We start from the raw sequence: 14,330 nt of genomic DNA on the forward strand, positions 1-14,330 counted from the left end.
CGGTAGGCGTCGTTACCGTGGATGGTTATGGGCGGGGTTGTCGAAGCGAAACAACACACCGGGTCCGCTGAGCGCGCGCCCGGTGGTCCCGGCTGGATTCGCCGGCTGTGGGCCGAGAGCCGGACCCACCCGGGCACCCTCGCCGGTCTCGCGGTCACGATGCTGGCCGGCGCCGCGGTGGAGATCACCGCCCCGCTGCTGACCAAGCGCGCCGTCGACGCCGCCGGTCACGGCGCCACTGCCGTCATCGGCGTCGTCGCGCTGCTGCTGCTCCTGGTCGCCGCCGCACGATTCGCCGCCGGGTTCGGCCGCCGCCTGCTGGCCGGGAAACTCTCGCTGGACGTGCAACATTCGCTGCGGGTCGACCTGCTCGCCTCGCTGCAACGGCTGGACGGCACCGGCCAGGACGCGATCCGCACCGGTCAGGTGGTGTCGCGCTCGATCACCGACCTGCAGCTAGTGCAGGGCTTGCTCGCGATGGCGCCGCTGTCGGGCATGGCGGTACTGCAATTCCTGCTGGCCGCCGTGGTGATGGTGTGGTTGTCGCCGCCGCTGGCGGCGGTGGCGCTGCTCGTGGTGCCCGCGATCGGGCTGGTCGCGTACCGGGTGCGGCCGCGGCTCTACGCGGCGACCTGGTCCGCGCAGCAGCGCGCCGCCGACGTGGCCCAGCACGTCGAGGAGACCGTCACCGGTGTCCGGGTGGTCAAAGGGTTCGGGCAGGAAGCCCGCATGGTCGACGTGCTCGAACGGCACAGCCGCACCCTGTACGCCGAGCGGATGCGCGCGGCGCGGATCGATTCCCGGTTCGCCCCTACCGTGGCGGCCATTCCGCAGCTCGGCATGGTCGGCGTGATCGTGCTCGGCGGCTACCTCGCGCTGCACGGCTCGTTCGGGATCGGCACCTTCGTCGCGTTCGCCGCCTACGTCGCCACCATGACGGCGACCGCCCGGATCATGTCCGGCGCCCTGGTGCTCGCACAGCTCACCCGCGCCGCCGCCGAACGCGTCTACCAGGTGATCGACACCGCGCCGGTGGTCACCGATCCCCCCGCGCCCGCGCCGCTGCCCGACGGTCCGCTCGGCATCGAGATCGACTCGCTCACTTTCGGTTTCGATCCCGAACGGCCGGTGCTGCGGGAACTCGACCTGACCGTGCGACCCGGCGAGACCGTGGCGATCATCGGCCCCGCCGGTTCCGGAAAGACCACGCTGTCACTGCTGTTGCCGCGCTTCTACGCGCCGGACGCGGGCAGTATCCGGCTCTTCGGCGAATCCGCCACGGACGCTGCGGCTTCCACCGCGGGTGGGATCGATATCGCCGAGGTGAGCGCGTCCGAGCTGCGCGGCGCGATCGGCGTCGTGTTCGACGATCCGTTCCTGTTCTCCGACACCATCGCCGCCAACATCGCGCTCGGCCGTCCGGACGCCACCGACACCGAGATCCGGGCCGCCGCGAAATCCGCTGCGGCCGATGACTTCATCACCGAACTCCCGGACGGCTACGACACCGTCGTCGGCGAACGCGGCCTCACCCTGTCCGGCGGGCAGCGCCAGCGCATCGCACTGGCCCGGGCGCTGCTGGCCCGCCCGCGCATCCTCGTCCTGGACGACGCGACCTCCGCGGTGGACGCGATCACCGAAGCCGCGATCTTCGACACCCTGCCCGATCAGGACGGCCGCACCACCCTGATCCTGGCGCACCGGGAATCCACCCTGACTCATGCGGATCGGGTCATCCGGCTGCCCGGACCCGCCGGGTACCAACCGATCACGCACGAGGCAGGCGCGCGGGCCGGCGCCGCCACGGCCGCGACGACCTTCGCCGCCGCGGCCGCGGACCTCAGCGAAACCCCGGAGCTGCGGCGCACTATCGCGCTGCTGCCGCCCGCCGCCGAGCAGCCGGAACTCGACGCACAGCGGCTGCGGCAACCGGATCCGCGCTTCCGGCTGGCCCGGCTGCTGCGCCCCGTCCGCTGGCTGATCGCCGCCACCCTCGCGCTGCTGGCCTTGGACGCGCTGATCGGCGTGGGCTTCCCGCCGATCGTGCGGCACGCCATCGACGCGGGCGTCGGCAAGGCCGACACGAGTGCGCTCGGCGTCGCCGCGGTGCTCGGCGTGCTGCTCGTCGCGGCAGGATGGACGATCGGGGCGGCCTCGACGCTGATCACCGCGCGCACCGGCGAACGCATGCTCTACGGGCTGCGCATCCGCAGCTACGCGCATCTGCAACGCCTCGGGCTCGACTACTACGAGCGTGAACTCTCCGGCCGCATCATGACGCGGATGACGACCGACCTGGACTCGCTGTCGACGTTCCTGCAGACCGGTTTGGCCACCACCCTGGTGGGCGGGCTGACCTTCGCCGGGATCGCGGTCGCGCTGCTGGTGATCGATGTGTCGCTGGGCGCGGTGGTGCTGCTCGTCACGCTGCCGCCGCTGGTACTGGCCACCGTGCTGTTCCGCCGGTACGCGTCCACGGCCTACACCGTGTCCCGGGAGAACGTCTCGACCGTCAACGCCGACTTCCAGGAGAACGTCGCGGGATTGCGTGCGGTGCAGGCCAATCGGCACGAGCCCGCCGCGGCCCGCCGCTACGCCGAGTACTCCGATCGCTACCGGCACAGCCGGATGCGGGCCCAACGTCTGATCGCCCTGTACTTCCCGTACGTCACGGCGTGGTCGGATGTCGCGCTCGCCGTGGTGATCTTCGTCGGGGCGCGCGAGGTGGCGAACGGAACCACCACGGCGGGCACCCTGATCGCCTTCGTGCTGTATCTGGAACTGCTCTTCGCGCCGGTGCTCGCGCTCTCGCAGGTGTTCGACGGCTATCAGCAGGCCCGGGTCGGCCTGCGCCGGATCGGCGAGTTGCTGCGCACGCCGTCGTCGCTGACCGCCGATCCGCCGGACTCGGTACCGATCGAGCGCCTGCGCGGCGAAGTCGCCGTCACCGATGTGGGATTCCACTACCCGGGTAGCGAGATCCGGGCCCTCGACGGGGTGTCGCTGGACATCCCGGTCGGTTCGACACTCGCGCTCGTCGGCCCCACCGGCGCGGGCAAGTCGACCATCGTCAAACTGCTCGCCCGCCTCTACGACATCCCCGCCGACGGGACCGGCGCGATCGCCGTCGACGCGGTGGACATCCGCGACTACCGGCTCGCCGACTATCGCGGCCGCCTCGGCATCGTGCCGCAGGAGGCGCACCTCTTCAGCGGTGACGTGGCGAGCAACATCGCGTTCGGCCGGCCCGACGCGACCGAGACCGAAATCGCCGAAGCGGCGGCCGCGGTCGGTGCCGCCGCCATGATCGCCGCGCTCCCCCTCGGCATGCGCCAGCCGGTCGGCGAACGCGGCCGCGGTCTGTCCGCGGGCCAGCGGCAGCTGATCGCGCTGGCCCGGGCCGAACTGGTGCGACCGGACCTGCTGCTGCTCGACGAGGCGACCGCGACCCTGGATCCGGACACCGAGGCGGCGGTGCTGGCCGCGAGCCGATCGCTGACCCGGGGCCGGACCACGGTGCTCGTCGCGCACCGGCTCGGCACGGCCGCGCGCGCCGATCGGATCGCCGTCGTCGAGCACGGGCGGATCGCCGAAATCGGCACCCACGCCGAGCTCCTGACCGCCGCCGGACCATATTCCCGACTGTGGTCGGCGGCACGTGCGAGCGAGGGAATATTCTCGGTGGACGACAAGTCGTCCTCTATGAGGTGAGGTTTGCCGGGTGGTCAGTCGCTCCGTCGGTTTGCTGCTGGGCCTATCCTCAGATAGGGCGCATCGGCGCGCATCGCTGATGCTGACCATTTCGAGCGACCTGCAAGCAGTCGCTACGGATGCCGGGCACGTCACAAACGTCGCAGCGCGAAGAACGAAATGAGGCGAACACCTGCTGTGAGCAGCTCAACTTCCCAGTTCGGACAGAACCAGTGGCTAGTCGATGAGATGTATCAAAAGTTCAAGCAAGATCCATCTTCGGTCGATGAGAGTTGGCACGAGTTCCTCGCCGATTACACGCCCGAAGCCACTGGTGATTCCGGTAACAGCCAGGCCGCTCCGGCCGCGGCCGCACCCGCGCAGGCGCCGACCCCGGCTCCGGCTCCCGCGTCGGTGAACTCGGCCCCGAAGGCCGCCGCGCCCGCACCGGCCAAGCCCGCACCCGCGGCCGCCCCGGCCCCGGCCCCGGCCCCGGCCAAGACGACCGCCCGCGCGCCGCAGACCACCCCGGCGCCGACCTCCAACGCGGCCCCCACCTCCGGTGGCCCGAAGACCGATACCGCGGCCGACGAGGCCAAGGTGCTGCGCGGCGCCGCGGCGGCAGTGGCCAAGAACATGGCCGCCTCGCTCAGCATCCCCACCGCGACCAGCGTGCGCGCCATCCCGGCGAAGCTGATGATCGACAATCGTCTGGTCATCAACAACCACCTGGCCCGCACCCGCGGCGGCAAGATCTCGTTCACCCACCTGCTCGGCTACGCGATCGTCCAGGCGGTCAAGTCGTTCCCGAACATGAACCGGCACTTCGCCGAGATCGACGGCAAGCCGAACGCGGTCACCCCCGCGCACACCAACCTCGGCCTCGCCATCGACCTGCCCGGCAAGGACGGCAGCCGATCGCTGGTCGTCGCGGCCATCAAGGGCACCGAGGCGATGAGCTTCGGCCAGTTCCACACCGCCTACGAGGACATCGTGCGCCGCGCGCGCGACGCCAAGCTGACCGCCGACGACTTCAGCGGCGTCACCATCTCGCTGACCAACCCCGGCACCATCGGCACCGTGCACTCGGTGCCCCGCCTCATGCCGGGCCAGGGCGCCATCATCGGCGCGGGCGCGATGGAGTACCCGGCCGAGTTCCAGGGCATGAGCGACGAGCGGATCGCCGATATCGGCGTCGGCAAGCTGATGACCCTCACCTCGACCTACGACCACCGCATCATCCAGGGCGCGGAGTCCGGCGACTTCCTGCGCACCATCCATCAGCTGCTGATCTCCGACGAGTTCTACGACGAGATCTTCCACGGCCTCGGCGTGCCGTACGAGCCGGTGCGCTGGCGCAAGGACATCCGGGAACGCGGCGTCGACAAGAGCACCCGCGTGCTCGAGATGATCGCCGCCTACCGCAACCGCGGCCACCTGATGGCCGACACCGACCCGCTGCGCCTGGTCAAGGACAAGTTCCGCAGCCACCCCGACCTCGACGTCACCCAGCACGGGCTGACCCTGTGGGACCTGGACCGCACCTTCAACGTCGGCGGCTTCCACGGTCAGGAGCAGATGAAGCTGCGCGAGGTCCTCTCGGTCCTGCGCGACGCCTACTGCCGCCACGTCGGTGTGGAGTACACCCACATCCTGGAGACCGAGCAGCTGCAGTGGATCCAGGAGCGGGTCGAGCAGAAGCACGTCAAACCGACTGTCGCCCAGCAGAAGTACATCCTGAACCGGCTGAACGCGGCGGAGGCCTTCGAGACCTTCCTGCAGACCAAGTACGTCGGCCAGAAGCGCTTCTCGCTGGAAGGCGCCGAAGCCGTCATCCCGATGATGGACGCCACCATCGACCAGTGCGCCGAGCACGGGCTCGACGAGGTCGTCATCGGCATGCCGCACCGCGGCCGCCTCAACGTGCTCGCCAACATCGTCGGCAAGCCGTACTCGAAGATCTTCACCGAGTTCGAGGGCAACATGAACCCGGCCGGCGCGCACGGCTCCGGCGACGTGAAGTACCACCTCGGCGCGCACGGCACCTACCTGCAGATGTTCGGCGACAACGAGATCGAGGTCTCGCTCACCGCCAACCCGTCGCACCTGGAAGCGGTCGACCCGGTGCTCGAGGGTCTGGTCCGCGCCAAGCAGGACCTGCTCGACAAGGGCGACGGCGCGGAGGGCTACTCCGTGATGCCGCTGATGCTGCACGGTGACGCCGCGTTCGCGGGTCAGGGTGTGGTGGCCGAAACGCTGAACCTGTCCGGGCTGCGCGGCTACCGCGTCGGCGGCACCATCCACATCGTGGTGAACAACCAGATCGGGTTCACCACCGCGCCGGAGAACAGCCGCTCCACCGAGTACTCCACCGATATCGCGAAGTTCATCGGCGCGCCGATCTTCCACGTGAACGGTGACGACCCGGAAGCCTGTGACTGGGTGGCCCGCCTCGCGGTCGACTTCCGGCAGAAGTTCCGCAAGGACGTCGTCATCGACATGGTCTGCTACCGGCGTCGCGGCCACAACGAGGGCGACGACCCGTCGATGACCCAGCCGTCCATGTACGACGTCATCGACACCAAGCGCTCGGTGCGCAAGGCCTACACCGAGAGCCTGATCGGCCGTGGCGACATCTCGCTGAAAGAGGCCGAGGACGCGCTGCGCGACTACCAGGGTCAGCTGGAGCGGGTGTTCAACGAGGTCCGCGAGCTGGAGAAGTACACCCCGGAGCCGAGCGAGTCCGTCGAGGACGACCAGAAGGTCCCGACCACCGTGCAGACGGCCGTCGACAAGACCATCCTGCAGCGCATCGGCGACGCGTTCCTCAACGTGCCCGAGGGCTTCAACGTGCACCCGCGCGTCAAGCCGGTGCTGGAGAAGCGCCGCGAGATGGCCTACGAGGGCAAGGTCGACTGGGCCTTCGCCGAGCTGATGGCGTTCGGCACGCTGATCGACGAGGGCCGCGCGGTGCGCCTCACCGGTCAGGACTCCCGGCGCGGCACGTTCACCCAGCGGCACGCGGTGATCATCGACCGCAAGACCGCCGGGGAGTACACGCCGCTGCACAACATCGGCAGCAAGGACCCGGGCTGGTTCGCGGTGCACGACTCGGCGCTGAGCGAATACGCCGCGGTCGGCTTCGAATACGGCTACTCGCTGGGCAACCCGAACGCACTCGTGCTGTGGGAGGCGCAGTTCGGTGACTTCGTCAACGGCGCGCAGTCGATCATCGACGAGTTCATCTCCTCCGGTGAAGCCAAGTGGGGCCAGCTCTCCGACGTCGTGCTGCTGCTGCCGCACGGCCACGAGGGCCAGGGTCCGGACCACACCTCCGGCCGGATCGAGCGGTTCCTGCAGCTGTGCGCCGAAGGGTCGATGACGGTCGCCGTGCCGTCGACCCCGGCGAACTACTTCCACCTGCTGCGCCGCCACGCGCTGGACGGCATCCGCCGCCCGATGATCGTCTTCACCCCGAAGTCGATGCTGCGCAACAAGGCCGTCGTGTCGGATCTGAAGGACTTCACCGAGAGCAAGTTCCGCTCGGTGTTCGACGAGCCCGCCTACGAGCAGGGCGTCGGCGACCGCAGCAAGGTGAAGCGGATCCTGATGACCAGCGGCAAGCTGTACTACGAGCTGGCCGCCGAGAAGGCGAAGCAGAAGCGCGAAGACGTCGCGATCGTGCGGATCGAGCAGCTCTACCCGCTGCCCACCTACCGCCTCAACGAGTCGCTGGAGCGCTACACCAACGCCACCGACATCGTGTGGGTCCAGGAGGAACCGGCCAACCAGGGCGCCTGGCCCTTCTTCGGCCTGAACCTGCCGGAGGTCCTGCCCGAGCGGCTCGGCAAGCTGCGCCGCATCTCCCGTCGTGCCATGTCGGCCCCGTCCTCGGGTTCGAGCAAGGTGCACGCCGTCGAGCAGGCGGAGATCATCGCCGAGGCCTTCGAGCCGACCAGCTAGTTTTTCGCTGACCCGACACCGGGCCGGATCGCTTCCACACCGAAGCGACCCGGCCCGTTGTCGTTCTCATCGACACTGCTCAGCACCGTACGTAGACTCGCCGCATGAGCGACGGGGGTACGCCGAGCGGGCAGGTATCGGTGGTGCCCGACCGAGTCCGCGAGGTCGGCACCTACGTCTACGAATTGGCCGAAGCGCTGCGTTCGGCCCTCGACTCCGCCGCCAAGGACGTCGACGCACTGACCGACGGCGGCTGGACCGGTGACGCGGCCACCGAATTCGCCACCGGCTGGACCGACGTCCGCGACGGCGGCGTGCAGATCATGTCTGCACTGACCGGCATGGCGGAGAAACTCGGCGTCACCGCCGACACCTACCAGCACCGCGACGACAGCAACGCCGCCGCGCTGCACACCTCCAGCCTGGATCTGCCATGAGCTCGGAATTCTCGGTAGACCTCGAACACCTGGACCAGATCGTCTCCCGCCTCGCCGGCCTCGCCGGATTCGTCGCCGACCACCTCGACGAAATCGACGATCGCGTAGCCGCTCTCCACGGCACCGGCTGGGAAAGTGTTGCGGCCCAGGCCTACACCGACGCCCACCACCAATGGTCCACGGGCGCACGCGAATTCGTCGAAGGCGTACGCGAGATGAGCGATGCGGCCAAACAAGCCCACGCCCGCTACACCCGCGCCATCGAACTCAACAGCAAGATGCTGGGCGGAGCCTGACGCATGCGCATCGACTGGCAGGTCTACTACGACGCCGCCAAGCGGTGCCACGACCTCGCCGCCGAGCTACGCCGCGCCGACAAACCCGTGCACGACGCGGTCAAAGGCGAATGCGCCGGGATGGCCGGTGATGCGCCCGGTTGCAAAGAGTGGGGCGAGAAGTACGACAGCACCGCGCGCGACACGATGCAGTCGTGCACGAACCTCGCCGACGCCCTCACCAACTTCGGCTACGTGCTCTACGCCGCCGGTTACAACTACGGCATCAGCAACAAGAGCAACCCTGAGCCGGAGCGACCGGACGTTCGCGAGATGACCGAATACCGGGTGAGTATCCCGACTTCGGTGCGCAACAACGGAATCGGCATCGAACATCACGGCGGCGTCCAGGAACTCTTCGACGCGCTGATCGCGAAAATCCTGTCGACGTTCGGGAAACTGCCCAACGGCGATATCGCGAAACTCGAGAAGGCCTCGTCCATCTGGACGACGTTCGCCAACCACGAGACCGTCACCGGTGCCGCCGCCCGTATCACCACCATCATCGGCCTGTTCGACACCATCGAAGACAAGACCAACCTGCCCCCGCTGCTCGCCCACCTCGAAACCTTGCGCGGCGGCGCAGGCCAGGTCGCGGCCGCCGCCCAAAACCTCGCAGCCCCCGTCGCCGACTATCACGCCGGAACCGTCGAGGTGCGCGGCAACATCGAATCCTCGATCACCCAAGCCGAATGGGCCATCGGCCTCACCGTGGTCGCCGCCGCGGCCGCCGCCTGGTTCACCTTCGGTGGCAGCGCCGCCGCCGGCGCCGGCGGTGTCGGCGCCATAGTCACCAACACCATCAACACCATCCGCACCGTCTACCAGGGCAGCAACCTCCTCAAAGCCGTAGGCCTGGCCACCGCCGCCGCCGGCGCTGTCGGCGTAATCACATCCTTCGACAAAGTCCCCGACCTGACCACCACCCTCACCTCCCTCGCCACCATCATCGCCATGCGGGTGCTGATCGATGACGATGGAGATCCGACCTCCGACACGACGCCCCCGACCACGACGTCCGCCTTTCCACCGCAGCAAGCGGTCGACAAGATTCCGACCGAGTGGGGCGAAGGTCAGCCTAATAGGAAGAAGGACGGCGAACGGTGGCACGACCCGGAGAACCCGAACGGCGCAGGCGTCCGGATCGATAAGGGGGATCCGAACAGCCCGAATCCGTCTCAACGAGTAGACCATGTAGTCGTACGTTCGGACGGTAAGGTCCTAGGGCCGGATGGTCAACCGATACCGCCAGGCTCATCGATCAAAGACCACCCAGAAGCACACATACCGCTCGAAAAGTGGCTCAAATGGAAGAGTTGGGATCACCCGTGACAGAAGTACGCTACCCAGACGCGCGGAGAGCCGTAATCGACGCGGTAGCAGCGCTTTCGGATCTCGAGTACCAGAAGAGAGTCTGGCTGGACAGGGTATATCCGCATGCGAATTTCTATGACGATCTCGATACAAACGTCCATATTCTCTACGACGACTATCGAGTATTGCCGGATCCGGAATCGGCGCTGGGCGATGTGCTGTTGCCCGGTGACGAACTAGAACGTCTTCGTACCCTCGGCCGAGTACTGGATCCTGTGATCGAAGAACTCGGCGACAGCCCCGACACGCGGTACTTGGCTCATCAGCAGTGGTCGGCGGTCACTCGCGCCGCAGGAGCGGTTCTGTCAGCGATGGTGCTTTCCGGCGGGCTGTGAGCACGCATGACCGTTAGGGAACAGGCAAACATGGATAGCGCCGACTTTGCGATCGAGCAGCTCCAAGGTGTTGTCTGGCCGCAACCTCCCGAGGACGCCACGCGTCTCATGCGGTCGGTGTACGAGCTTCGGCGGAGACCGATCCGTGAATTGACCCCGGAGGACTTGAGAGTTCTGCTAGGGCAGAGTGAAGGCGTCGCCGCTTTGCTGCCCCACGCACTGCGCATCCTAGGCGAGAATCCTTTGGCAGAGGGAGATTACTACCCCGGAGACCTACTCGTGGCCACTCTCGGCGTTCCTGCATCGTTCTGGCGGGATAACCCCGAGCACGTCGCTCAGACACACCAGGTGATCCAAAAGGTCGAAGCGATGGGCAATCTCAGCGAACTCCACGCCCCCCACGACTGGATCTGGGAAGCAATCGAAAAGTTTCGTACCGATGCAGCGCGATAGAACGTTGCGCATCAGCAGTCGCCGGCTGTGACGCTGTCCAGTGTTGCGCGAGCGAGCCGGTGGCGACTATCGATGGGAACTAGGTGACGACGATCAGCTTTTCGCGCAACGAAGGAGATGTCTTCAGTGTGCGCAAGGCGATCTACCGGATGATCCTCACGCGCGCCAAGCAGAGTCTGGACGATCCAGACGACCTGCACGAACTCGAACTCAGCGAGTACTGCGAGGGGATCTCACTGTTTTCGATGCCACCCGCTCAACGTGCACGCCTCGGACGCGCACTACTGGCCGGTGTGGTCGCCCTTCGAACGGACATCGCTGCGGGGCGACCGACGGAAGAGCCGACCCGCATCGGGATCGAGGAAAGACTCAGCGAACTGGTCGAATTCATGAAACTGCACCTTGACACGGCTTGGTAGGGCGAGCAGAGAGATGCCGAAGGGACGCTGACGTGGTGAGGGTGGTCGACTACAGGGAGCGGTTGTTCACCAATTTTCGCGAATTCGAGTTCGGGGCCGGCGGCAGTCATTGCTTCCAATGGATTGATTCGAAAGAGTTCGCGTTGGCGGCAGCGGAAGCGGACGACCGGGCAGTCTTGTCCGACCTCATCGCGAGCGTCGAGTATCGGGACGACTATATCGGTGGCGGGATCGATCCGAGTGGCATCCGCCACGGACCGTACTGGCTCGATCGGATCTCGAGCGAGGCATACGCGGCGATCGATGAATCCGCGGTCATCGAGTTGCTGGAGCGGTGGTTGCGCGGCTGCGGGTCCATCCCGGATCAGCTTCGAGTGGAGATTCAGCGTGAGGTTGTCGGACCGGTGCGTACTGCAACGAGTCGGTACGTGCTCGAGGATCTCGGGGTGTCGGCGATCAACGACTATGGCGATCTGCATCGGGAGTTCCACGAGATCGTGCTGATCGATCGGCCCGGGCGGCGGGTTCTGCTTGTCGTGATGTCCGATGACTGAGGGTTATCGGGGGAGGTGGGTGGTGGAGCCCAGGGTGCGGATTTGGCGGTTGTGGAAGAAGGGGTCTTCGTGGAGTTCGGTGATGCTGCCGGGGGTGGCTTGGAAGCGGGCGTAGGCGAGAGAGTCGAGGGGGAGGTTTGCCCAGGCGGCGAGGAGGAAAGTTATGGCGCCGCCGTGGGTGACGATGATTTGGTGCGCGGAGTCGCGGTGCAGGATCGAATGCATTGCGGCGTAGACGCGTTCGCCGAAGGTGTGCATGGTTTCGGCTCCGGTGATGCCCTCATTGTGGCGTAGGCGGTCGCCGGTGGCGGGCGGCGGGATGAAGCGTTCACGGAGCCAGGATTGGGGTTTGCCTTCGGCTTCGCCGTAGGACTTCTCGCGCAGTCGCTGGTCGAGTATGGGTGGCACGGCGAAGGATTCGCTGATTGCGTCGGCGACCTGGGTGCAGCGCCTCAGGTCGGAGGAGAACACGTCCGGGGCAACGTTTTCGGGGATCTGCTCGCGTAACGCTCGCGCGATCGACTGTGCCGCTTGGATTCCCGCTTCGGTGAGCGGGGAATCGAACCAGCCGCCGACCACACCGTCGAGGTGATGCCGGGACTCGGGGTGCTGCACGACGTAGACGGTCCGCATCGGGTCAAAGGTACCCGGAAACATCTGGTCAGCTGATCACCAGGTAATGGTGGCGGCATCAGCCGAGAGGCCACCGCCAGGATTACCTGGTGATCAAGTGACCAGCTTGGAATCACGCGAGGACCGCGACGGCCTCCACCTCGACGAGGTGTTCGGGGATGTCGAGGGCGGTGACGCCGATCAGCGTGCCGGGAGGGGCGGGGGTGACGCCGAGTTTCGCGGCCGCGCGGGCGACGCCGTCGAGGAACTGGGGCATCTTCGCCGGCGTCCAGTCCACAACGTAGACAGTCAGTTTGGCCACATCGGCGAAGCCGGCGCCGACTCCGGCGAGCGCGGTGGCGACGTTGAGATAGCACTGTTCGACCTGGGCGGCGAGGTCGCCCGCGCCGACTGTCGCGCCGTCGGCGTCCCAGGCCACCTGACCGGCGAGGAAGATCAGCTTCGATCCGGTCGCGATCGACACGTGATGGTAGGCGTCGACGGCGGGGAGGCCGCGGGGGTTCACCAGGGTGATGGTCATGCTCGATACCTCTCATGGTCTCTTGTGGTTACTCGGAAACCATAGGAGAGTGTGGGCTGACGTGGAAGAACGCACTTTTCGGTGACTGGAGAACCTTATGGTGACCAAGCAGTACAGCGGCCCGGACGCGGCGGATCTGCGGCGCGCGGATTCGCTGGCCCGCGAGATCTTCTCCGATGTGGCGAACAAGTGGGCGCTGCTGATCATCGAGGCGGTCGGCGACGGCACGCGCCGTTTCACCGAGTTGCGCAACGAGGTCGAGGGCATCAGCCACAAGATGCTCACCCAGAATCTGCGCATGCTCGAGCGCAACGGACTGCTCGCGCGCCGCGTCTATCCGACGGTGCCGCCGCGGGTCGAATACACCCTCACCCAGCCAGGCCAGGACCTCCGCGAAACGGTGCACCGCATGTGCGACTGGACCCAGAAACACCTGTCCCACATCGAATCCGCCCGCCAAGCCTTCGACACCTGAACACGTGGGGCCCGAGCGCCCGCGCACATCCGACGGCCGAGCAAACCCCACCTCCCAGCAAGCCGTCACCCCGAGCACGCCCCCATCCGAGCACGCCCTCGTCTCTCGAGTAGGCCTCCTGAGCGCCCGCCCCTTCCCGAGAACGCCTCGCGCATCCGACGGCTGAACAACACCACCCCCGAGCACGCCCCCTCCCGAGCACGCCCATCTCCCGACAGGGCCTCTGAGCGCGCCCACCGCTTCCTGAGAACGCCCTCGCGTCCGGTGGCTGCGCAAGCTCCGCGTAACCGCGAACGCCACCGCCTGCTGGGCGCACCCCGGAGCCCTCTCTCCTGAACAGGCCCTTCCTGGGCGCCGCCGCCCGAGTGCGCCCTCGCACATACAAAGCCCGAGCAGGCCCACGCAACGGAGAACCCCTTCGCCAACTGAGGGACGCCCAGCCCGAAACTTCCCCGCCCCTCAGCGCGTGGGGTCGACCTGACTGTCACGCAACGCCGCGGACAACTCTGGGGAAAGCGCTAGGGCGGGTAGGGAGTCGACGATCAACTCGACGAGCTGTTCTCGGGAGACGGGTTTGTCGCTCATCCAGGTGAGGATTGTTTCTTCTACGAACGCGATCCAGCCGCGGACGGCCAGGGCCAGGCGGGGGCGGTCGGGGTCGTCGAGTGGGATCGGGATTTCGGTGAGCACGATTTCGGCGATGGCAGAACGGGATTCGTTGACGTAGGTCATCACGCCGGGGTTGTAGCTGGAGGGCCCGCGCAGGATGGCGTGGTAGGCGGCGCGGTTGTCTTCGACGTAGTCGACGTAGCGTTCGACGGAGTCGCGCAGCATGCCGAACAGGCCGAGGCTGCGGTCGGGTGCGGTGGCGGTGAGGAATTCGGCGCTGACCTGCCGGGCGATGGCCTCGTGGAATTCGTTCTTCGAGGTGAAGTAGTGGAACAGCAGGCCGCGGGAGATGCCGGCCTGCTTGGCGATGTCGTCGACGGAGATGTCTTCGAGCGCTCGTTCGGCGAGCATTTCGGCGCCCAGGGTGATCAGTTGTAGTCGGCGCTCGTCCGGGCTGAGCCGGACGCGCTTGGTCTCTCCTGAACTACTGGAACTCACATCGACATCCTACTGAACGTGATTCAATACTGTTG

Annotated in this window: 13 protein-coding genes; 10 read left to right on the forward strand and 3 right to left on the reverse strand. The window is 67.0% G+C overall.

What is annotated here, in order from left to right:
• Positions 1-27: 27 nt before the first annotated feature.
• From NVU01S_RS22170 to NVU01S_RS22215, 9 genes are all read left to right on the forward strand, one after another.
• Positions 28-3,711 carry an ABC transporter ATP-binding protein gene (locus NVU01S_RS22170; RefSeq protein WP_052280277.1) on the forward strand — a complete coding sequence of 1,228 codons (3,684 nt, stop codon included), beginning with the start codon at positions 28-30 and terminating at the stop codon, positions 3,709-3,711.
• Positions 3,712-3,939: 228 nt separating this feature from the next.
• Entirely contained in the window at positions 3,940-7,653 is a 3,714-nt protein-coding gene (locus tag NVU01S_RS22175; RefSeq protein ID WP_043665823.1) for a multifunctional oxoglutarate decarboxylase/oxoglutarate dehydrogenase thiamine pyrophosphate-binding subunit/dihydrolipoyllysine-residue succinyltransferase subunit, read from the forward strand.
• Positions 7,654-7,757: 104 nt separating this feature from the next.
• On the forward strand, positions 7,758-8,090 hold the full coding sequence (locus tag NVU01S_RS22180; protein ID WP_043665826.1) for a WXG100 family type VII secretion target: 333 nt from the start codon (positions 7,758-7,760) through the stop codon (positions 8,088-8,090).
• Positions 8,087-8,386 (forward strand): WXG100 family type VII secretion target, encoded by a 300-nt coding sequence (locus NVU01S_RS22185; RefSeq protein WP_043665829.1) that lies wholly within the window; start codon positions 8,087-8,089, stop codon positions 8,384-8,386. Before NVU01S_RS22180 ends, NVU01S_RS22185 begins: the two co-directional genes overlap by 4 nt.
• 3 nt (positions 8,387-8,389) lie before the next feature.
• Entirely contained in the window at positions 8,390-9,757 is a 1,368-nt protein-coding gene (locus tag NVU01S_RS44620; RefSeq protein ID WP_082031889.1) for a hypothetical protein, read from the forward strand.
• Complete coding sequence (locus tag NVU01S_RS43510; RefSeq protein WP_156161451.1) at positions 9,754-10,134, forward strand: SCO4402 family protein; 381 nt, start codon at positions 9,754-9,756, stop codon at positions 10,132-10,134. Before NVU01S_RS44620 ends, NVU01S_RS43510 begins: the two co-directional genes overlap by 4 nt.
• 30 nt (positions 10,135-10,164) lie before the next feature.
• Entirely contained in the window at positions 10,165-10,587 is a 423-nt protein-coding gene (locus NVU01S_RS22205; RefSeq protein WP_043666228.1) for a contact-dependent growth inhibition system immunity protein, read from the forward strand.
• Positions 10,588-10,670: 83 nt separating this feature from the next.
• A complete protein-coding gene (locus tag NVU01S_RS22210; protein ID WP_043665832.1) occupies positions 10,671-11,006 on the forward strand; it encodes a hypothetical protein in 336 nt (111 codons plus the stop codon).
• Between the two features lie 41 nt (positions 11,007-11,047).
• Complete coding sequence (locus NVU01S_RS22215) at positions 11,048-11,560, forward strand: hypothetical protein (RefSeq protein WP_156161452.1); 513 nt, start codon at positions 11,048-11,050, stop codon at positions 11,558-11,560.
• A 3-nt stretch (positions 11,561-11,563) separates the two neighbouring features.
• Here the strand turns inward: NVU01S_RS22215 and NVU01S_RS22220 are convergent, their stop codons facing one another.
• Positions 11,564-12,193, reverse strand: coding sequence for a histidine phosphatase family protein (locus NVU01S_RS22220; RefSeq protein WP_043665835.1), 630 nt, complete (start codon positions 12,191-12,193; stop codon positions 11,564-11,566).
• A 112-nt stretch (positions 12,194-12,305) separates the two neighbouring features.
• Positions 12,306-12,713 (reverse strand): RidA family protein, encoded by a 408-nt coding sequence (locus tag NVU01S_RS22225; protein WP_043665838.1) that lies wholly within the window; start codon positions 12,711-12,713, stop codon positions 12,306-12,308.
• A 97-nt stretch (positions 12,714-12,810) separates the two neighbouring features.
• Between NVU01S_RS22225 and NVU01S_RS22230 the strand changes: the two genes are divergently transcribed.
• Complete coding sequence (locus NVU01S_RS22230; RefSeq protein WP_043665840.1) at positions 12,811-13,188, forward strand: winged helix-turn-helix transcriptional regulator; 378 nt, start codon at positions 12,811-12,813, stop codon at positions 13,186-13,188.
• 459 nt (positions 13,189-13,647) lie between these two features.
• Here NVU01S_RS22230 and NVU01S_RS22235 read toward each other — a convergent pair whose 3' ends face one another.
• A complete protein-coding gene (locus NVU01S_RS22235; RefSeq protein ID WP_043665843.1) occupies positions 13,648-14,295 on the reverse strand; it encodes a TetR/AcrR family transcriptional regulator in 648 nt (215 codons plus the stop codon).
• Between the last annotated feature and the right edge of the window lie 35 nt (positions 14,296-14,330).

The sequence above is a fragment of the Nocardia vulneris genome (assembly GCF_001613425.1).
Classification (GTDB): Bacteria; Actinomycetota; Actinomycetes; order Mycobacteriales; family Mycobacteriaceae; genus Nocardia; species Nocardia vulneris.